At 69.9% G+C, this 20,532-nt stretch carries 19 protein-coding genes; 2 read left to right on the top strand and 17 right to left on the bottom strand.

The features are described from left to right. Positions 1–8 precede the first annotated feature (8 nt). Complete coding sequence (locus IE217_RS23260; RefSeq protein WP_190179854.1) at positions 9–965, bottom strand: EamA family transporter; 957 nt, start codon at positions 963–965, stop codon at positions 9–11. 108 nt (positions 966–1,073) lie between these two features. Beyond that, a complete protein-coding gene (locus IE217_RS23255; protein ID WP_190179853.1) occupies positions 1,074–1,718 on the bottom strand; it encodes a mycothiol-dependent nitroreductase Rv2466c family protein in 645 nt (214 codons plus the stop codon). 206 nt (positions 1,719–1,924) lie between these two features. Between IE217_RS23255 and IE217_RS23250 the strand changes: the two genes are divergently transcribed. Further along, complete coding sequence (locus tag IE217_RS23250; protein ID WP_190179852.1) at positions 1,925–2,812, top strand: LysR family transcriptional regulator; 888 nt, start codon at positions 1,925–1,927, stop codon at positions 2,810–2,812. Positions 2,813–2,865: 53 nt separating this feature from the next. Here IE217_RS23250 and metF read toward each other — a convergent pair whose 3' ends face one another. From metF to IE217_RS23180, 14 genes are all read right to left on the bottom strand, one after another. Beyond that, entirely contained in the window at positions 2,866–3,759 is an 894-nt protein-coding gene (metF, locus tag IE217_RS23245; RefSeq protein WP_190179851.1) for a methylenetetrahydrofolate reductase [NAD(P)H], read from the bottom strand. Positions 3,760–3,781: 22 nt separating this feature from the next. Then, entirely contained in the window at positions 3,782–4,765 is a 984-nt protein-coding gene (locus IE217_RS23240; RefSeq protein ID WP_190179850.1) for a carbohydrate kinase family protein, read from the bottom strand. 16 nt (positions 4,766–4,781) lie between these two features. After that, positions 4,782–6,020 (bottom strand): methionine adenosyltransferase, encoded by a 1,239-nt coding sequence (metK, locus tag IE217_RS23235; RefSeq protein ID WP_190179849.1) that lies wholly within the window; start codon positions 6,018–6,020, stop codon positions 4,782–4,784. A 117-nt stretch (positions 6,021–6,137) separates the two neighbouring features. Further along, complete coding sequence (locus IE217_RS23230; protein WP_190179848.1) at positions 6,138–6,860, bottom strand: methyltransferase; 723 nt, start codon at positions 6,858–6,860, stop codon at positions 6,138–6,140. Positions 6,861–6,916: 56 nt separating this feature from the next. Next, complete coding sequence (locus IE217_RS23225) at positions 6,917–7,879, bottom strand: ribose-phosphate diphosphokinase (protein WP_190179847.1); 963 nt, start codon at positions 7,877–7,879, stop codon at positions 6,917–6,919. Beyond that, positions 7,879–8,829, bottom strand: a complete 951-nt coding sequence (locus IE217_RS23220; RefSeq protein WP_190179846.1) for a pseudouridine-5'-phosphate glycosidase — start codon at positions 8,827–8,829, stop codon at positions 7,879–7,881. Before IE217_RS23220 ends, IE217_RS23225 begins: the two co-directional genes overlap by 1 nt. 4 nt (positions 8,830–8,833) lie before the next feature. Further along, positions 8,834–12,892 (bottom strand): amino acid adenylation domain-containing protein, encoded by a 4,059-nt coding sequence (locus IE217_RS23215; RefSeq protein WP_229865532.1) that lies wholly within the window; start codon positions 12,890–12,892, stop codon positions 8,834–8,836. Positions 12,893–12,960: 68 nt separating this feature from the next. Beyond that, on the bottom strand, positions 12,961–13,635 hold the full coding sequence (locus IE217_RS23210) for an NAD(P)H-dependent oxidoreductase (protein ID WP_190179844.1): 675 nt from the start codon (positions 13,633–13,635) through the stop codon (positions 12,961–12,963). A 75-nt stretch (positions 13,636–13,710) separates the two neighbouring features. Beyond that, on the bottom strand, positions 13,711–14,382 hold the full coding sequence (gene upp, locus IE217_RS23205) for a uracil phosphoribosyltransferase (RefSeq protein WP_190179843.1): 672 nt from the start codon (positions 14,380–14,382) through the stop codon (positions 13,711–13,713). 11 nt (positions 14,383–14,393) lie between these two features. After that, a complete protein-coding gene (locus tag IE217_RS23200; protein ID WP_190179842.1) occupies positions 14,394–15,080 on the bottom strand; it encodes a phosphoribosylanthranilate isomerase in 687 nt (228 codons plus the stop codon). A 73-nt stretch (positions 15,081–15,153) separates the two neighbouring features. Next, positions 15,154–15,846, bottom strand: coding sequence for a type 1 glutamine amidotransferase domain-containing protein (locus IE217_RS23195; RefSeq protein ID WP_190179841.1), 693 nt, complete (start codon positions 15,844–15,846; stop codon positions 15,154–15,156). Between the two features lie 103 nt (positions 15,847–15,949). Continuing rightward, a complete protein-coding gene (locus IE217_RS23190; protein ID WP_190179840.1) occupies positions 15,950–16,729 on the bottom strand; it encodes an alpha/beta fold hydrolase in 780 nt (259 codons plus the stop codon). Positions 16,730–17,254: 525 nt separating this feature from the next. Then, on the bottom strand, positions 17,255–18,142 hold the full coding sequence (locus IE217_RS23185; protein ID WP_229865531.1) for an NAD-dependent epimerase/dehydratase family protein: 888 nt from the start codon (positions 18,140–18,142) through the stop codon (positions 17,255–17,257). 74 nt (positions 18,143–18,216) lie between these two features. Beyond that, positions 18,217–19,179, bottom strand: coding sequence for a ScbA/BarX family gamma-butyrolactone biosynthesis protein (locus tag IE217_RS23180; protein ID WP_190179838.1), 963 nt, complete (start codon positions 19,177–19,179; stop codon positions 18,217–18,219). Between the two features lie 96 nt (positions 19,180–19,275). On the opposite strand from IE217_RS23180, the gene IE217_RS23175 reads away from it, so the two are divergent. Continuing rightward, the gene (locus IE217_RS23175; protein ID WP_190179837.1) at positions 19,276–19,878 is read left to right on the top strand and encodes a ScbR family autoregulator-binding transcription factor; all 603 of its coding nucleotides are present in this window, start codon (positions 19,276–19,278) and stop codon (positions 19,876–19,878) included. On the opposite strand, the gene IE217_RS23170 is transcribed toward IE217_RS23175, so the two are convergent. Continuing rightward, positions 19,805–20,419 (bottom strand): TetR family transcriptional regulator, encoded by a 615-nt coding sequence (locus IE217_RS23170; protein WP_190179836.1) that lies wholly within the window; start codon positions 20,417–20,419, stop codon positions 19,805–19,807. The genes IE217_RS23175 and IE217_RS23170 overlap by 74 nt on opposite strands. Positions 20,420–20,532: the final 113 nt, after the last annotated feature.

Raw genomic sequence — 20,532 nt, 5'->3', positions numbered from 1 at the left:
GAGGGACGTCAGGAACGCGTTCCGCCCCGGCCCGCGGCGGGCTTGGGCGCGAGCACGGCGGGTTCCTCACCGGCGGGCCCGGTCCCGGAGGGCGGGCTCTGCGGCTTGGCCGGCCGGGGCTGCGCGAGCATCACGGCGACGAGGATCACGAGGATGCCGACGATCTGCAGCGCGGAGAACGTCTCGTCCTCGAAGACGAAGCCGAGGACGGTCGCGACGACGGGACTGCCGAGGGCCAGGAAGGAGACGGCCAGGACGGGCAGTCTCTCGATCCCGCGGAACCACAGCGCGTAACTGATGACCGCGCCGAGGACGATGAGGTAGGCGAACCCGAAGATGTTCGTCCCGGTCAGCGAGCCGGGCAGCCCCTCGACGGCGAGGGTGAAGGGCAGCGACACCAGCCCGCCGGCCAGCAACTGCCAACCGGTGAAGGGCAGCAGCCCCACGCCCTCGGGACGCCCCCAGCGTTTGGTGAAGGTGATGCCGGTGGCCATGCAGGCCGCACCGCCGAGGCCGGCGGCCACACCGACCGTGTCCAGCGCCGTGGACCCCTTGAACACCAGCAGGACCACTCCGGCCGTGCCGAGCGCACAGGCCAGCGCGTGCACCGGGCGTATCTTGTCGCCGATCAGCAGCGCGGCCAGGATCAGCACGATCATCGGCTGCACCGACATGAGCATCGCCGCGATGCCGCCCGGCAGACGGTAGGCGGCGACGAAGAGCAGCAGGTTGAACGCGCCGATGTTGAGCGTCCCGAGCACCAGGGAACGCCACAGCCACCGGCCCTTGGGCAGCACCCGCGAAATGAGCAGCAGAATGAGACCCGAGGGAAGTGCCCGCATGGTCGTGGCGAGCAGGGGACGGTCCGGCGGCAGCAACTCGGTCGTCACCAGATACGTGCTTCCCCAGATCGCCGGCGCCAGCGCCGTCACACCCGAGTTGAGGAGTTGCCGGCCACTGTTCATGGCGCACCGTCCTCCGCAGCGATACACCTGACGCCACAACAGCGGAAGCCAGGCGGAAGAAATGTGTTCACGTCACCGTTTCCTGAGCGCAGAAGGCCGCGGCGATGCCTAGTCGAAAATGGCATCGCGTGTGCGCGAGCGCTTCAGTTCGAAGAATCCGTCAGTGCCCGCGAGGGCGAGCACCCCGTCCCACAGCCGGCCGGCCGCCTCACCGCGCGGCGCGGGCGTGATGACCGGGCCGAAGAACGCGATGAGCTCGCCGTCGGGGCCGGGCACGTGGATGACGGGGGTGCCGACCTCGGTGCCGACAGGGTCCATGCCGGCGTGGTGGCTCGCGCGCAGCGCCTCGTCGTGGTCGGTGGAGTCGGCCACCTCGACCAGGTCCTCCGGCAGCCCGGCCTCGGCGAGCGCGGCGACCATCATGTCCCGCTTCAGGCCCGCCTGCTTGAGGTGGATGAGGGCGCCCATGGCGTTGTAGAGGGGGCGCAGCACGTCCGTGCCGTACCGCTCCTCGGCGGCGATGCACACGCGCACCGGGCCCCAGCCGTCGATCATGCCCTGCCGGTACTTCTCCGGCACTTCCCGGCCCTGGTTGAGCACGGAAAGGCTCATGATGTGAAAACGCGTCTCGATGGGCCGTACCTTTTCCACCTCCAGCAGCCACCGGGAGGTGATCCACGCCCACGGGCAGCGCGGGTCGACCCACATGTCGACTACGGTATTCGCCTGCTGGGCGGATGGCGTGCTGGTCATGAAAGAGCCGGTCCTTCCGGTCGAATGCGTATCCGGGTGAATGGGGAATTGCCGCCGTCCTGCCGGAACTCGTCAACCAGAGAAATACGGGTCATGGCAAGGTCCTGGGGTGCCGGACGTGGGCACGCTCAAATTCTGGACCGGCCTCGTCAATGAGTCCAACACATGTTTGTCATGGCATTTATCTTCTGGCAAGATAGATCACCATGGAGCTGCAGCAGATGCGCTACGTGGTCGCGGTCGCCGAGACGAACAGCTTCACCCGCGCCGCGGAGCGCTGTCTGGTCGTCCAGTCCGCCCTCAGCCACCAGATCGCGCGTCTGGAGCAGGAGCTGGGGGCGAAGCTGTTCGAGCGCACCACGCGCCGGGTGCGGCTCACCCCGGCCGGTGCGGCGTTCCTGCCGGCGGCCCGCCAGTGTCTGGAGGCCGCCGAGCGCGCGGCCGTCGAGGTCGCCGCGGCCGTCGGGGAGGTCCGCGGGCGGCTCTCCGTCGGGCTGATCCCCTCTGTCGCCGCCGTCGACATCCCGGGCGCGCTGCGCGACTACCGGCAGCGGTATCCGCAGGTGCGCATCAGCCTGCGGGTCGGGGCGAGCGACGACCTCGTCGAGCAGGTCAAGCAGAGAGCCATCGAGGTGGCCTTCCTGGGGCTGCCCACCACGGTGCGCCCCGAGGGGGTCAGCTGCCGCGAACTCGCCCGTGACCGGCTCGTCGCCGTCGTCGCGCCCGACCACCCGCTGGCCGACGAGCCGGCGATCGACCTGCGCCGGCTGTCCTCGGAGGTGTTCGTCGACCTGCCCGCGAAGACCGCCGGGCGCGCCCAGTCCGACCTGGCCTTCTCCGCCGCCGGCCTGACCCGTGACGTGGCGTTCGAGGTGACCAACGCGGATTTCCTGGCACGGCTGGTCGGGCAGGGCCTCGGCGTGGCGATGCTGCCCGCCGCGTACGTGGCCCAGCTCAGCGGCGTCACGACCATCGAGGTCGTCGACGCCCCGGCGCGCGTCGAGTACATCATCTGGAGCCCGGACAGCCGCACCCCCGCGGCCACGGCGTTCCTGCGCGTCCTCGGGGTGCCCGACGCCGAAGCCGCCGTGTGACAGTGGCGCGGCCCGCGGGGGCGGGCCGCGCCACAAGTGCCGTTCGGTGAATATCAGTTGGCGGTCAGCGCCGGCCGCCGGGGCCGTACGCCGCGGTGGACCTCCAGCGTCGCCGTGGACCGGTTGAGGGTGATGTAGTGCAGGCCGGGCGCGCCCTCGGCGAGGAGACGCTCGGCCATCGCGGTGGCGTACTCGACGCCGATGCGGTGGCCCTGCTCCGGGTCGTGGGCGGCCGCCTCCAGGCGATGGGCCAGGTCCTCGGGGAAGGCGGCTCCGCTCAGCTCGGCGAAGCGGCGGATCTGGCGGGCGTCGGTGGCCGGCATGATCTCCGGGATGATCGGGATGCCGCAGCCGGCCGCCGCCACCCGGTCCCGCAGCCGCAGATAGTCCTCCACGTGGAAGAACATCTGCGTGATGGCGTAGTCGGCGCCGGCCCGGCACTTGGCGACGAAGTGCCGGATGTCGCTGTCCCAGTCGGGTGAGCGCGGGTGGCGCTCGGGGAACGCGGCGACACCGATGCTGAAGTCCCCCGACTCCCGCACCAGGGAGACCAGTTCGTGGGCGTAGGTGAAGCCGTCGGGGTGCGGGACCCACGGTCCGCCGGGTGCGCCGGGCGGGTCACCGCGCAGCGCGAGGACGTCCCGCACGCCGGCGTCGGCGTACTGGCCGATGATCTGGCGCAGTTCGGACACCGAGTGGCCGACCGCGGTGAGGTGCGCGACGGGACGCAGGGTGGTCTCGGCGGTGATCCGCTTAGTCAGCGCGACGGTGCGGTCCCGGGAGGAGCCGCCCGCGCCGTAGGTCACCGACACGAAGTCCGGGGCCAGTTGCTCGACACGGCGTATCGCCTGCCACAGGGTCCGCGCCCCGGCCTCGGTCCTCGGCGGGAAGAACTCGAAGGAGAACGTGGGCGTTCCCCGGTCGAGCGCGGCACGCAGGGTCGTCATCGCCGGCCTCCGGTCCGCGCGCTCATGTGCCGCTCCCCAGGTGAGTCCCGATCTCCCGGGCCGCCTCGGGGCCGTAGGCGCCACCGATCCGGGCCAGGACCTCCGAGGGCAGCAGCTTGTACTCCTGGGTGCCGACGGTCGAGAGGACCAGCGTGGCCAGCGCGCAGCCCAGTTGGGCGGCCCGCTCGTACGGCAGCCGCCAGGCAAGGCCGGCGAGGAAGCCGGCCCGGAAGGCGTCGCCGACGCCCGTCGGGTCCACGACGTCCTGCGCCGCGACCGCCGGCACGTCCGTCCGCCGCCCGCCGTTGGCCAGCAGGGACACGCCCTGTGCGCCGCGGGTGACGACCCAGGTGCCCACCCGCCGCAGCACCTCCTGCTCGCTCCAGCCGGTGCGCTCGCGCAGCAGGGCGCTCTCGTACTCGTTGGTGAACAGCAGCCGCGCCCCGTCCACCAGGCGCCGCGTCTGCTCGGTGTCGAGCCGGGCCAGTTGCTGGGAGGGGTCGGCCGCGACCGGCACGCCCAGCGCGTGCGCGGTGGCGGTGTGCCGCAGCATGGCCGCGGGGTCGTCGGCGCCGACGAGCACCAGGCCCAGACCGCCGGCGCGCCGGTGCACCTCGGCGAGGTCGATGCGGCCGGCCTCGGCCATGGCGCCCGCGTAGAACGTGGCGATCTGGTTCTGGTCGGTGTCCGTGGTGCACACGAAGCGGGCGGTGTGCAGGGTCTCGCTGACCCGCACGGAGGCGGTGTCCACGCCGGCCTCCCGCAGCCGCTCCCCGTAGGCGGCGAAGTCGACGCCCGCGGCGGCGACGAGGATCGGCCGCAGGCCGAGGCGGCCCATGCCGAAGGAGATGTTCGCGCCCACGCCTCCCTCCCGTACCTCCAGGTGGTCGGCGAGGAAGGACAGGGACACGTGCTCGACCATCTCGCTGAGGATCTGCTCCGCGAACCGGCCCGGGTAGACCATGAGGTGGTCGATCGCGATGGAGCCCGACACGGCGATACGCACGGCGTTCTCCTCGGCTTCAGGCCCGGCCGGCGCCGGACGCGGACCCGGGCAGCCCGGCAGCCTCACGCAGGGCGTCCACGCGGTCGGTGCGCTCCCAGGTGAAGTCGGGCAGCTCACGGCCGAAGTGGCCGTAGGCGGCGGTCCGGGCGTAGATCGGGCGGAGCAGGTCCAGGTCGCGGATGATCGCGGCCGGGCGGAGGTCGAAGACCTCGTCGATCGCCTTCTCGATCTTCTCGTGGTCGACCTTGGCGGTGCCGAAGGTCTCCACGAACAGGCCGACCGGCTCGGCCTTGCCGATCGCGTACGCGACCTGCACCTCGCAGCGGGAGGCCAGGCCCGCCGCGACGACGTTCTTGGCGACCCAGCGCATCGCGTACGCCGCCGAGCGGTCCACCTTGGAGGGGTCCTTGCCGGAGAAGGCGCCGCCGCCGTGGCGGGCCATGCCGCCGTACGTGTCGATGATGATCTTGCGGCCGGTCAGGCCGGCGTCGCCCATCGGGCCGCCGATCTCGAACCGCCCGGTGGGGTTGACCAGCAGCCGGTGGCCCTCGGTGTCCAGCTTCACGCCGTCGGCGGCGAGTTGCCGCAGCACGGGCTCGACGACGTACTGCCGCACGTCCGGCACGAGCAGCGACTCCAGGTCGACGCCCGCGGCGTGCTGCGCGGAGACCACCACCGTGTCCAGGCGTACGGCCCGGTCGCCGTCGTACTCGATGGTGACCTGTGTCTTGCCGTCCGGGCGCAGGTAGGGCACGGTGCCGTCCTTGCGGACCTCGGTCAGGCGGCGGGAGAGCCGGTGCGCGAGGTGGATCGGCAGCGGCATCAGCTCCGGCGTCTCGTCGCAGGCGTAGCCGAACATCAGGCCCTGGTCGCCCGCGCCCTGCCGGTCCAGCTCGTCGTCGTCGCCCTCGACCCGGGTCTCGTAGGCGGTGTCGACGCCCTGGGCGATGTCCGGGGACTGCGCGCCGATGGAGACGGACACGCCGCAGGAGGCGCCGTCGAAGCCCTTCTTCGAGGAGTCGTAGCCGATCTGGAGGATGGTGCCGCGGACGAGGGCCGCGATGTCCGCGTAGGCCTTGGTGGTGACCTCGCCGGCCACGTGGACCAGACCGGTGGTGATCAGTGTCTCGACGGCGACGCGGGAGGCCGGGTCCTCGCGCAGCAGCGCGTCGAGGATCGTGTCGCTGATCTGGTCGGCGATCTTGTCGGGGTGGCCCTCGGTCACGGACTCCGAGGTGAACAGACGACGGGACACGGGCTTCTTCCTCCTGATCGGCGGGTGACGGCGGGGGTGTGCGGTGTCCTGCGGTCCCGGTGGAGGCCTCGGCGCCGGTCGCGGGCGCGCGAGGCCTCCACCGTGCTCAGCCGGCGCTCACGACAGGCGGTGGCAGGAGAACTCCACCGGCACGTCGGCGACCGGACGGGTGGTACGGAAGACGACCTCGTGCCGGAAACCGGACTCCTCGATGAGCTTCTGGAGGTACCGCACGTCGCCCATCGTGCTGAAGAAGATCATCATGCGGCCGTTCTCCGCGAGGTACTGGCGCGCCTGCTGGAAATACCGCGTCAGCGCGCCGTAGCCCTCGTCCGTGGTGGCGGAGTCGGCCACGTCACGGGCGGCGAACCACTGGAACGGCGGGTTGAAGATGATCAGGTCGAAGGTGCCCTCGACCGCGCTGAAGACATCGCTGACGCGGGCCTCGACCTTGTCGGCCACGCCGTTGCGGGCGGCGTTGGCGAGCACCGCCTCCACGGCGTCCGGGTTGATGTCGACGGCGAGGACCGAGGACGCCTTGGCGGCCGCGGTGATCGCGAGGGACCCGCTGCCGGTGCCCATGTCGAGGACGCGGTCGCCCTCCTCCACCTCGGCGAAGATCGCTCCGCCGAGGATCGGGGAGACCGGGCACGGGGTCATGACCGTCGACGGGACGGTCAGCTTCAGCCCCAGGAACGGCACGGTCTGCGCGCCCTCCTGCGGGGCGCCGCCGGAAAGGATCTCGCGCAGCTCCAGGACGGTCTCGACCTGCTCCTCGGGGATCAGCGGGCGGTAGCCGTCGACGGTGCCGGTGGTGGCGGTGTGCTGGGTGGAGGTCATGACGTGAAGGGCCTTTCGATCGGCATTTTCTGAGGGTTCGTCAGTTACGTCGGCGGTCAGGCGTGTCCGTCGAAGAGGCTCGTCACCGAGCCGTCCTCGCAGACCTCGCGGATCGCCCGCGCCAGCAGCGGGGCGATGGACAGCACGGTCAGGGCCGGGAAGCGCTTCGCCTCCGGGATGGGCAGGGTGTCGGTGACGATCACCTCACGCGCCCCGCAGCCCGACAGCCGCTCGACGGCCGGGTCGGACAGGATGCCGTGCGTGGCGGCGATGACGACATCGGCGGCGCCCTCGTCCAGCAGCACCCGGGTGGCGTTGGCGATCGTGCCGCCGGTGTCGATCATGTCGTCGATGAGGACGCACAGCCGGCCGCGCACCGAGCCGACGACCCGCTTGGCCACGGCCTCGTTGGGCCGGTCCGGGTCACGGGTCTTGTGCACGAACGCGATCGGCCGGCCGCCCAGGTGGTCGGCCCACTTCTCGGCCAGCCGGGTCCGGCCGGCGTCCGGCGACACCACGGTGACGGGCGCGTCCCCGTAGGTGTCGCCGACGTAGGACGCCAGCAGGCTCTGGGCGAGTAGATGGTCGACCGGGCCGTCGAAGAAGCCCTGGATCTGGGCGGTGTGCAGATCGACGGTCATGATCCGGTCCGCGCCCGCGGCCTTGAGCAGGTCGGCCACCAGCCGGGCCGAGATCGGCTCGCGGCCGCGGTGCTTCTTGTCCTGCCGGGAGTAGCCGTAGAACGGCATGACCGCGGTGATCCGCCGGGCGCTCGCGCGCTTGAGCGCGTCCACCGTGATCAGCTGCTCCATGATCCAGGTGTTGATGGGGGCGCAGTGGCTCTGCAGGACGAACGCGTCGCTGCCGCGCACCGACTCCTCGAAGCGGACGAAGATCTCCCCGTTGGCGAAGTCGTACGTCGACTGAGGGGTCAGCGGCACGTCGACGTGCTTGGCCACCTCCTCCGCCAGCTCGGGGTGGCTGCGCCCGGCGAACAGCATCACCTTCTCGGCGCCCATCAGCCCCGCAGACCCTTCCGGTAGGCGGCGTGCGCCGCGGCGAGCCGGCCGCCGACCTCGGCCGTGCTGACCAGCACGGCCATGTTGGCCCTGGCGGAGCGGCCCTGCGTGGCACGGTCGACCGCGCGCATCAGGTACTTGGTGATGGCCTGCCCGCGCACCCCGTCCCGCTCGGCCGCGCGCATGGCCTCCTCGATGGCCGCGTCGACCTCGTCGCCGTCGATCGCGTCCCCCGGCCGCACCGGCGTGGTGATCAGGAAGGAGCTGTTGCTGCCCAGCGCCCAGTGGTGCTCGATCGACCGGGCGATCACCTCGTCGTCGTCGAGCCGCAGCGGGCTGCGAAAGCCGCTGGAGGTGCAGTAGAAGGCCGGGAAGTCGTCGGAGCGGTACGACACGACCGGCACGCACTGGGTCTCCAGGTACTCCAGTGTCAGCCCCAGGTCGAGGATCTTCTTCGCGCCGGCGCACACCACGGCGACCTTGGAGCGGGTGAACTGGATCAGGTCGGAGGACACGTCCATGGTCCGCTCCGCGCCCCGGTGCACGCCGCCGATGCCGGCCGAGGAGAAGAACGGGATGCCCGCGAGCTCGGCCGCCACCAGCGAGGAGGCGACGGTCAGCGCGCCCATGCCGCCCTGGGCCAGCACCACCGGCATGTCCCTGCTGCTCACCTTGGGGATGCCGGGTGTTGAGGCGAAGCGGTCGATGTCGGCGTCGGTCATGCCGACCACGATTCGGCCGCCCTCCACGGCGACGGTGGCCGGGACGGCGCCGCCCGCGCGGACCGCCTCCTCGACCTTCCTGGCCGTCGCGGCGTTGTCCGGGTAGGGCAGGCCATGGGTGATCACGTTGGATTCCAGGGCCACCACGGGACGGCCCTCGTGCAGGGCTTCGCGCACCTCTTCGCTGAAGACGACGGGAACCGGCTGGTGTGTGAGGGAGTTCGTCATCGTCTCAGCCGGCGTCCGGGCCGTAGTTCGGGACCTTGCTGAGGATGTGCCGCCGGTTCACTATCTCCGGTATGTAGACCTGCTCGTTCCAGCGTTCCTTGTCGACCGGCTCGATGGCGATGGACACCACGCCCTCGTCGCAGCTGAAGGCGGCGCTCACCGCCTCGGTCACGGCCGTGACCAGCCGGACGTGCTGCTCGTCGCTGAGCGCCACCGGGAAGTGCTTGATGTTGACGTGCGGCATGATGGTCTCCTTCTGGAGTCCCAGACGCCGGCGGATGGCCGTGGCCAGCTCCTCGACGTCCGGATCTTTCAGGATCGAGTAGTGGTCGGCCCGGAGCTCGACCATGGCCGGCGGCGTGTGCGCGTAGCCGCTGACCCCGTCCAGGAACGAGTAGTCGTCGCCCTGGGCCTTGAAGATCGTGACGGGAGCGCTGATATGACGCTCTGTCAGCTCCCGGAAGGTGTAGCTGAACTCGAAGGTCGTCCCGACCACCTGGATGATCCGCAGCACCAGGTCGACGTCGAGCCCGGGGAAGTGCGCGCTGATGAACTCGGCGAACGTCCGGTCGTCCTCGGCGACGGCGACGCACTCGTCCGCCAGCGGCCCGTCCACCGTGCCGGCGAACACGGAGAACAGGATCCGCACGTAGGCCTTGTTGGCGTAGGAGGCGTTGCGTTCCATCGCGCACGCCGAGCGGACCTTGGGCGAACCGGGCGCGATCAGCACCACGTGCTCGACCTTCTCTCCCAACTGCTCCAACTGGTACGCCGTCTCGAAGGCGACCCGCGCCCCGAAGGAGTACCCCCACAGCGTGTACGGGCCCTCCGGCTGCACCTCCCGGATCGCCCGGACGTCGTCGGCGGCCATCTGCCGGATCGTCGGATACGGCACCTCGCCCGCGTTGATCCCGTACGCCTGCACCCCGTAGAACGGCCGGTCGTCGCCCGTCCGTTCGGCCAGCAGCCGCAGGTTCATGGTGTAGCCGCCCAGGCCAGGCCAGCAGAACACCGGCTTGCCCGAGCCCTCGCGCCGCAGCGGGACCAGCCGGGAGGAGTGCTCGGCGCCACTCCCGCCCTGCACCCGCCGGGCCAGCGCCTCGATCGTCGGGGACTCGAACAGCACCTGGAGCGGAAGCGACACCCCCAGCTCCCGGTTGATCCTGTTGATGAGCCCGACCGCGATGAGCGAGTTGCCGCCGGAGGCGAAGAAGTCCTCGTGCACCGAGACCGTCTCCCGCTTCATCGCCTTCTTCCACAGCTGGGCGATACGGCGTTCCGCGGTGGTGCGGGGGGCGACGAAGGGCCGCTCGTCGCTGCCCACATCGGTCTTGTCGGAGGCGGCGAGCGCCCGCACGTCGATCTTGCCGTTCGCGGTGACCGGCAGCTCGTCGAGGATGACGACCTTGTTCGGGATCATGTAGTCCGGCAGGAAGTTGATCAGGTCGTCCCGGATCATCTCCGCCGGACCGCGCATGTGGACGACGTCCTCGCGCATGCCCTCGTGCCGCCGCTGCTCCTCGCTCACCCGGCCGCCCACGAAGAAGTACGACGGCCCGGTCGGCCGGCCGAGACCGCGCAGCACGGCGTCGATCTTCCGGGCGGACGGCAGGTCGTCCCCGGTGCGGGAGCTGTACCCGGACGACATGAAGCCCAGGCCGGCGTCGTTCATCGACAGATGCTGGAGGGTGCGGCCGAGGTCGATGTACCGGCGCCAGCCGGGCCCGCCGCGGCTGATGACCGAGATGCCGAGGCTCGCCCGGTCGTACACCGCCTGGTTGATGGCGATGACCTCCTTGCGCAGCACCAGCTCGGAGGAGATCCGCTCCAACCGGCCGTCCCTGTAGGCGTACTGGCCGGCGGGCAGCCCGGCGACCTTGCCCGGGTGGGCCTGGACGTAGAGGTCGACCGTGTCCTCCTCGCGCGGCCCGGGATAGGGGACGAGGGCGAACGTGCCGAGGTAGTAGTCCTCCTCTGCGACCTCCAGGAGGTCCTTGGTCCCCGGGGCGAACTCCAGCGCCGTGATGTCCAGCCCGTACCCCGGGAGGATCTCCTCGAACAGGCCCACCATGTGGCCGGTCTCGATCTCCAGCACCTCGCGGATGTTGTTCTGGTAGACCGGCTCGATGGCCCGCCTGCGGCCCAGGAAGTGCAGCGCGACACGCGGCCCGGGTCCGCCCGCCGTCTCGGTGATCAGCACCAGCCGGTGCTCGACCGGGTGGTAATAGTAGATGCCCGCAGGCAGGTCGGCGATGCCCGCGAGGTCCAGGTACAGCTGGGTGGCGTAGAGCGAACCGGGGGAGGCGTAGCCGTACTTGGGCAGCAGCCGCTCCTCGCTCAGGTGCTGGCCGAAGTACCGCAGGATCTCCCCGAACTGCTCCCACCCGAGGTCGGACAGGGCACGCGGCCGTCCCCCGGGGATCCGCCGGCCGAGCAGCCGCAGGATGTCGTCCTTCGTCACCTCCCCGCCCTCGTAGAAGCGGTAGGTCTTGCGGGCGAACGCCTGCCGCCGCTGCGCCCTCGTGGCCGTGTGGCCCGGCAGGTCGACCGACCACTTGCCGGCCGTCTCGTCCGCGTCGCGCACACCGGAGTTCGACAGCTGCGCCTTGACCTGGAGCTTGCTCTCCTTGGACTGGTGGTGCGCGCCGTGGTTGCCCTGGTCCATCAGGGCCGCTTCCCTGGGGTTCAGCTCCACGCAGGCGATCAGGTTCTGGAAGCCGGTCCGCCGGTCCTCCTTGACGATCACCGCGGCGTGCTTGACCCAGTGGTGGGTCTCGATCGCCAGCTTGATCTCGTCCAGCTCGACGCGGAAGCCGCGCAGCTTCACCTGGTTGTCCGCCCGGCCGACGAACTGGACCGTGCCGTCGGCGTTCCAGTAGGCCAGGTCGCCGGTGCGGAACAGCCGGCCCGGGCCGAAAGGATTCGGCACGAACCGCTCCGCGGTCAGCTCCGGCCGGTGCAGATAGCCGCGCGCCAGCTGGACACCGCCGATGTACAGCTCGCCGACCTCGCCGACGGCCACCTCGGACCGCTTGTCGTCCAGGATGCGGTACGTCGTGCCGTCCACGGGGGCGCCGATGGAGACGGAGTTCGGCCCCTCGCCGACGCCGTCCCGGTCGACGGTGAACGCCGACGAGTTGATGGTGCACTCGGTCGGCCCGTACAGGTTGACCAGCTCGCACCCCGGCAGGGCGTCCAGACACTCCTGGGCGAGCGTCCTGGTCAGCGCCTCGCCGCCGGTGAAGATCTGCCGCAGCGAGTCGCAGCCGGGCAGATCGCAGATGTCCAGCAGCGCCTGGAGCAGCGTCGGCACGCACTGGAGCGTGGTGACGCCGTGCTCCTTGACGGTGTGGATCAGCCGCTCGGCGTCCCGGTGGATGCCGGGGCCGCCGATCACCACGAGGGCGCCGCAGGCCGGCGCGAGGATCTCCCACTGCGCCGCGTCGAAACTCATGGGCGTCTTCTGCAGCACCCGCGTGCGCGCGCCGAGCCCGTGGGCGGCGGCGAGCCAGCGCATCTGGCTGACGATGCTGCGGTGCTCGATCATCACGCCCTTGGGCCGGCCGGTGCTGCCGGAGGTGTAGATGACGTACGCCAGGTTCTCCGCGGCCGGCCGGACGGGTGCCGGGCCCAAGCCCTCGGCGTCGTCCGGCGTGATGATCGTCGTGCCCTCGGGCGCCAGCGCGGTAAGCCGGTCCACGAGGTCCGCCTGCGTCAGGATGACGCCGGTGGCGGAGTCCTCGATCATGTAGCGCAGGCGCTCCTCGGGGTACTCGGGCGACAGCGGCAGATAGGCGCCGCCCGCGGAAAGGATTCCCCAGGCGCCGGTCATCAGATCCAGCGACGGTTCCACGAACAGGCCGACCCGGTCGTCGGCACGCACTCCCAGCCGGTGCAGACAGCCCGCCAACTGGTCGCTGCGGCGCAGGAGCTGACGGTAGGAGAGGTGGTCCTCGCCGTACACGACGGCCGTGTCGTCGGGCCGGCGCGCCGCTTGCGCGCGGAGCAGATCCGGAAGCGTCGTCTCGTCGGAAGGCTCCGGACTGGATCCGTTGTCTGGCATCATTCGGTCCCCCATTGGATGAGTGGCATCGGGCCGTTCGCGCGGGAACGGCGCAGCCGTGGGCATCCCTATATGCCGGCTGCGAACCCGCGCCGCAGTGCTGTGGCGATCTCGGTGACCCGCTGGGTCTGGTAGCCGATGGCGGCGAGGTTGTCGTCGGTGACGTTCTCGGCGAGCCGCCCGGGGACGGCCTGCCGGCCGGAGACCGAGCTGACCCCGTAGGGGTTGCCGTTGCTCGGCGCCATCACGATGTCGTCGGTCACGCCCGGCGGCACGATGATCCCGCCCCAGTGGTAGAAGACGTTGTTCAGCGAGAGGATCACGCTCTCCTGGCCGCCGTGCGGCGCGCCGGTCGAGGTGAACGACGACATGACCTTGCCGGCCAGTCCGCGGCGTGCGTTCAGCGGCCACGCCTGGTCGATGAAGTGCTTGAGCGGGGCGGGGATGAGGCCGAAGCGGCCAGGGCCGCCCAGCAGGATGGCGTCCGCCCAGTCGAGGTCGTCGACGGCGGCGGCCGGTATGTCCTTGGTGGCTTCGGCGTTCTCCGCCCAGGCCCGGGTCCATTCGTCGAACTCGGGCCACAGGGACTCGTCGACGTACTCGGGCACCCGGCGCAGGCGGGTCTGCGCGCCGGCCTTCTCCGCCGCCTCGGCCGCGGCCGTGGCGAGCCTGTGGACGTTGCCGGTTCCGGAGTAGTAGATGACGGCGACTTTGGTGACGCCGTCGGCGCCCGCGGTGGTCATGGTTCGGTGTCCTCCTTGGGTGAGGCGAACGGGAGTGAGGCGCACAGGGCCGGGGCAGGCCCGCCCGGCGGGGGCTCAGGCCGGCAGGTCCGTGCCGAAGTACCGGTCGCCGAAGTCGCCGATGCCCGGCTGCATGAAGGCGTTCTCGTCCAGGCGTTCCTCGATGGACGACGTCACCATCCGCACGGCGGGGCGGCGTTCACGGACGGCCCTGATGCCCTCGGGCGAGCACAGCAGATTGACGAACACGATGTGCTCCTCGGGCACGCCGTGGTCGCACAGCACATCGATCGCGGCGAGGGCGGTGCCGCCGGTGGCGAGCATCGGGTCGAGCAGCAGCACATGGCGCTGGGCGATGTCCGAGGGCAGCGCGGAGTAGTACAGCCGCGGCAGCTTGGTCACCTTGTCGCGCTGGATGAGGATCTTGCCGAGCCGGATCTCCGGCATCATCGCGCGCAGTTCCGTCTCCATGCTGTCGCCGGCGCGGACGACGGAGACCCCGCAGATCTGCTCGGTCAGCCGCAGCCCGTGGTACGTCCTGCCCACCGGGGTCTGCACGTCGTACGGCTCGAACGGCAGCAGCTCCAGGCCCGCCTCGATCAACTGCCGTATGATGCGGCCCGCGTTGGGGACGAAGTCCTTCCGCTTGGCATGCCGGTCCCGTATGATGCTCTGCAGTGCACGCAACTGGTTGGTCTGCGGCAGGAGGTGAACAGCATCCTGAAGCGCAGTTGCCTCGGTGGCCATTCCCCTCACCCCTACTTGCTCTCGCCGGCGATCCGCTCGAACGCCTTGCGCGCCTCCGCGACGAAGGTGCGCACCTTCAGCCGGTCCTTACGGCCGGACGCGTCCTCCAGGCCGGTGTGCGCGTCGACGGCCGCCGGACGGACTTTCTCGATGGCCTCGGCGACGTTGTGCGGGTTCAGGCCGCCCGCCAGCATCAGCGGCCGGGGCGAGATCCGCACCAGCTCGGCGCTGATGTCCCAGTCGTGCACCAGGCCGGTCGCGCCCTTGGCTCCGGTGGCCGGGTTGAAGGTGTCGGTGATGAACGTGTCGACGTACTCGGCGGCGCCGTCGACCGTCCGCCTCAGCTCGTCGAAGTTGTCCGCCTTCACCACCAGGCTCTTCAGCAGGAAGAGGTCGGGGGCGATGGCCCGCAGCCGGCGCAGCTCGGCGGGGGCGATGTCACCGTGCAGCTGGATGGCGTCGACGCCCATGTCCGCGCAGAAGGCCCTGATCTCGTCGGCGTCGGTCAGGTACGTGATGATGACGCCCTTGTTCCGGGGCTGGAGCGCCTTGATGATGGCGGCGGCGTCCGCCTCGGAGATGTCCTCGTTCCTGGCGGGCAGCCGCAGCGCGAAGCCGAGCCAGTCCGCTCCCTCCTCGACGATCATGTCCGCTTCGGCCTGGTCGATGATTCCCGCGACTTGGATCAGGTTCTGCATTCTGCTCTCCCTTTCCTTGCAGCCGGTGCCGGCGTCCGTTGGTGTGGTGCGGCGATCGTGGTGGTCCGCGGGGTCAGGCGCCCGCGGTGGTGTTCTTCAGCTCGGCCACGACGAGTTCGGCGAGGGGCGCGGCCGACGCCGGGTTCTGCCCGGTCATGACCCGCTGGTCGCTCTCGGTGTTGGCCTCGTAGGCCGGTGCCTTGCTGTGGCGGGCGCCCCGCTCCTTGAGCCGGTCCTCCAGAAGGAACGGCATGACGTCGACGAGCCCGAGGGAGTGCTCCTCCTCGTTGCTGAAGGAGGTGACCCGCTTGCCCTCGATCAGCGAGGTGCCGTCGGACAGGCGCAGGTTCACCAGGGCCGCGGGGCCGTGGCAGACGGCGGCGACGACACCGCCGCGCTCGTAGATGCCGGTCGCGATGCGGGCGAGGTCCGGGGAGTCGGGGAAGTCCCACATCGCGCCGTGGCCGCCGACGTAGTAGATCGCCGCGTAGCCCTCGGGCCGCACCCGGGCGGCGGGCCGGGTCGCCGCGAGCTTCGCCTTGACGGTCTCGTCGGCGAGGAAGCCCATGATCTCCGGGTCGTCCTCCTCCCCGTCGAACACCACGGCCGGCGGCTCGCCGCCGCGAACCGAGACGAAGTCCACCTCGTGTCCGGCGGCGACGAAGACGTTGTACGGATGCGCCGCCTCCGAGACGCTGTAGCCCGTCCGGTTCCCGGTGTCCCCGAGAACGTCGTGGCTGCTGACCGCGAGCAGAATCCTGGCCACTTCTCCTCCTGTGTCTGTCGTGTGTGCGAGCGTGCTGAACGAGGGGCGCTTCCCGAGCGGGCCGCGCCCCTGAGCGCCACCGGCGGTGGGACGTGACCGCGGGTCAGGGCTTGTGGATGAACTCGTTCACCACGCGCACGAACTCCTCGGGCTGTTCGACGAGCACCATGTGACCGCTGTCGAACTCGACGTAGGAGGAGTTCGAGATCCCCTCGTGCAGCTCACGGGAGTGGTGGGTCGGCACGGCGGCATCCGGGTTGCAGGCGAGGACCAGGGTGTCCGCCTGGACCTTTCCGACCAGGTCCCGGATGTCGGTTCGCACCAGCAGCTCCAACTGCCGGATGCGTCCCGTGGACGGGCTCAGCTGCGCGCCCATGCTGTCGATCTCTTCCAGGCTGTCGAGGCTGTTGATGAACCGCGGGCTGAACGCGGTGGTCGTCAGCACCCGGCCGAACGCCACCGGATCGTGCTTCTGGCTCAGCGTCAGGCCGATCAGGTTCTCCATGTAGCGGTCCGCCTGAACCAGGCCGCCCACGGGGATCAGGCGCCGGACCTTGTCGGGGTGGAGGGCCGCCGTGGCCGTCACGACCGCCCCGCCGAGCGAGAAGCCCAGAAGGTCCACCGGTCCGGGCCCGGCGTGCTCGATCACGGCGGCGACCTCGTCGGCCAACTGCTCCATGGTCAGGGCGCTGCCGTCGTCCTCGGCCGCCTCGCTGCCGGACAGGTCGGGCAGGATGACGGTGTTGCGCCGCGTGAACTGATCGACCAGGTGCCCGAAGGCCGCCTCGCCGCCCTTACCGACGCCGTGGACCAGCATCAGGGCCGGGCCCGTGCCGGCAACGCGGTACTGGATGCGGGAACTTCCCACGGTGATCGTAGGCATGACTGATCATCCCTTCTGGGTCGTGAAGCAGGCGTGATTGCACCAGTGACGTGCGCCTGGCAGGCGCAGATTGTTCTCATGCCGTCGAACGGTCGGAGCCGGCGGTACAGGAACCCCGCCCAGGCTCACCATCCGTCCGGCAACCCGGCGTCAGGTGATGAGGTGCGATGAGCTGCGGGTCGTGCGGGAGCGGTATTACCGCGTGAGGCCGGCTTGCGGCGTCACGACGTGAGGACGAGCCATCCACACTCCTTGGAGTTGGGTGATGCGTACGTCCAGCAGCGGATCGGACGGAACACTAACAGACAGCTCTGCCTGTTTGTCAACGTTGATCTTCGAGATATTGGGACGCCACGGGGAACCCCGAATTCCGCCCTCGAGTGGGCTCTTTCGGATGGAAAGCACACCCGCAGTACACGACCAGGCCACCTGAAGGCGGTTTCCTGGTCGTGACTCAGAGGCAGATTTGTTTGTTTCTGCTGAGACGGAACAGGGGTAGCGACCGGTGGGTCGTGGCAAGCAGACTCAGGACGCGCGGAGCGTCGCCCGGTACCAGGCGGCGTGCCGGGCCATGCCCTCCTCGAAGCCGGCCCCCGGCTCGACCCCGAGGTCGGACCACAGTCGGCCGCTCTCGAACCAGTGGTCGGTGACCATCATGTCCAGCGAGTTGGCCGACCGGCCGACTACCCGAAGCCGCTCGGCGGCCTGGTCATACGTCAGCATCCGTTCATTCGGAACCAGTTCGGCGAGTTCGGCGAAAACTCGCAGGAGGGTACCGGCGGTCGTCGGCCGCGGATGGTTCGCGTGGTACACGCACGTCTTCAGCCGATCGCCGGGCGCCAGAGCGGTCTCGAGTACGACCCTGGCCAGATCGTTCACGTCGATGGCGGACACCCGGGCTCGCCAGCCCTGAACGCCGGCGTCGATCGTGCGGAGCAAGGTGACGAGCCCCGGGCCGACCCAGCGGTCTCCGGTTCCGTAGACGAGATGAGGGCGGAGGACCGTGCCGCCGGCAGCCAGGACGATGTCCTCGGCGACCGCACGGGTGCGAGAGGTGGGCGACCCGGGGTTGCGCACCAGGACCTCAGCCCGCGCGTCACGGAACGTGCCCCGCCCGTAGACGGAAGCGGTGCTCAGGTACACGACACGCGACACCCCGGCCCGCTGTGCCTCCTTGACCAGGGCTTCGGTGCCTCGGACGTTGACGGCCTCGCACTCTTCGTCGGTGCCGTCGATGAGGGAGGCGCAGTGCACGACCGTCTCCACGCCCTCGCACAGACCGTACAGTGAAGGGGGATCGCCCAGATCGCCGGCGACGACGTCCGCCGCACGGGGCGCCAGGGGAAGGGCGCGCCGGTGGGCCAGCAGACGCAGCGTCCGCCTGCCGGGCAGCTGCCCGGCACGGTGTGCCACACGGCTGCCGATGAAGCCGCCGGCGCCCGTGATCAGGAGACCAGCGGCTTCTTGCCCATCCCGGTGACCAGGTGTCACGCGTGCCATGTCGTGACGTGTGCGGTGAACACGGTGCTGCCGTTCTGTGTCCCCGTGACGTGAACGAGGCCGGAGTCCTCCGCCACTTCGGCCTCGATCCAGCAAGGAGCGTCCAGTTCGGCGAAGCGCGAGAACGTGCTGTCCATGCCCAGCGCGAGTACCGGCAGGGGATGGACAGCCTGCGCGGCCTGGCGGGCGGCCTCCATCAGCACCATGCCTGGAACATGGTCGACGGGGTGGTCGAAGAGAATGGGGTGCCGGGTGTCCAGGTGCAACTGCCAGCGGTGAGAGGCCTTCTCCGGCGCGAGGAGCACCACGTCGGACGGCAGCACCCGACCGACCGACGCCGGAGGGACCACCTGACCCCGTGCCGGAGCCACACTCGTCGGCCTGCGTCCGCGCAGCCTCTGGTAGACCCGGGGCGACAGGCAGTTGAAGTCCGCTTCGGCGAACCCGACCGAACGGCCGTCGCGCACGAGTGTCACCTGGTAGCGCATCCCGGTGAGCTGCCCACCCCGCTTGGACAGATCGTGGCAGGTCACCCGCATCTCCACCTCGGTCGGTATCGGGGCGGTGGCCAGGCCCTGCTCTGTGACCGTGTAGGACAGGTTGTGCATCAGGAAGTGATGGCCCAGGGGCACGCCGAACTCGGCGTGAGCGATGAGCGAGCCCACCTGGCGGACGGACTCCGCGATGAGCAGCGGGTCCTGGTAGCCGGAGCGCTGTAAGAAGAACGAGTGTCCACGGGGCCACTGCGCGCTCACCACGAAACCGTCAGGTTGTCCGGGCGCCCAGTCGGTGAGGAAGACCTCGGCCACCGCCGCCCGGTGTGTGTACTCTCGCGGAACAGTTCGCGTCAGCCGACGGGCCGTCCACCGTGACTCCTCTGTCCGGGATTCATCTTGAAGTGGTATCGCCTGCTGAGCGGTGTGCGCGTATGCCTTGAGATTCTTCTGCATGTCTATGGTCTCCGAAAGCAGTCGCCTGTATATACGCGGCTAGCGGCCGCGTCGTAGGCTACAGGCAGACCTGTCTTTTTTCAGAGGATTAACGAATTGGTACGTCAAGAACGAGCTATCAGAACCCGGCGGGCGATCCTCGAGGCGGCGGCGTCGCTCTTCGACGAGCACGGCTACGAGGGCGCCAGCACCACGGACATCATCATGCGCTCCGGCCTGACACGCGGCGCGCTGTATCACCACTTCCCTTCGAAGGAGTCCATCGCCGTAGCCCTGGTGGACTCTCAGTCCGAAGCACTGGAGGCACCGGAGCGGAACCTCCGGCTGCAGTCGCTCATCGACCTGACCTTCCAGTACGCCCGAAGGCTGCAGACCGATCCCGTGCTGCGAGCCAGCGTGCGGCTGACGGTGGAGCAGGCGTCGTTCCACAGCCCTGGCAGCCGGCCGTACAAGGCGGCAGAGGACGCGGTGTCCCGCCAGCTCCATCTGGCCGGGCAGAAGGGAGAGTTGCTGCCCGGCGTCGACATCGATGAGATCACGCAGTTCATCGTCGGCGCGTTCACCGGCGTGCAGCTGGTTTCTCACGTGTACTCGGAGCGCCGGGACCTGCCCGAACGGGTGTCCGCTATGTGGCGGCTGATTCTTCCCGGGCTCGCGGTACCGGGTCTACTGCTTCGTCTGAGGCTTTCTCCGCCGTAGCGAGCAGCGGCCGCACGAGATCCCACACGCGCGAGGAGATGTCCGGGTCCCACCAGTGCGTCTTGGCCCGGCTCAGCGATTCGAGGCCCGCCGTCATCACCACGACCAGGTCCGCGAGGGCGCGCGCGTCCGGATGGTCCCGCAACCACGCGGCAGTGCGCTGGTGCAGCGCCTCGAGCACCTCCTCGCGCAGCCTCGGAGCCGACTCCTCCTCACCGTCGGCCGTCAGGCGCAGACCCGCCCCGATCACGGGGTCCTCCCGGGCAGCACGCCACAACGCATCGCCGAAGCCGGCTGCGGGGTTGCTCGACAGGTCGGAGAAGACGACGTCGAGCAGCGAGATCACGTCGGCGCGGGCCTCGCTGTACACGGAGGCGGCCAGGGCGCCCTTGGTCGGGAAGTGGAAGGTGAGGGCCCCTCGGCTCACACCGGCATCGCGGGAGATCGCGTTCAGTCCAGCGGACCTGAGGCCTGTGCACCTGATCAGCGTCGCCGCTGCATGGAGGAGTTCGAGACGGGTCTGCTCTGCTCGGGGATGCATCAGTTGCGCCCTGTCCTCTCCAACGACACGGCCGTATGAGGGCTGCCATGGTGACATCGAAACTACGAAAGAGACAACTCCGTCTGGTATTTGTGTCCGCCTTCCCGGTGGCG

Source organism: Streptomyces naganishii JCM 4654 (assembly GCF_014650575.1).
Classification (GTDB): Bacteria; Actinomycetota; Actinomycetes; order Streptomycetales; family Streptomycetaceae; genus Streptomyces; species Streptomyces naganishii.
Note: the sequence above shows the minus strand (reverse complement) of the source record. Positions and strands in the feature narration are given on the sequence as shown.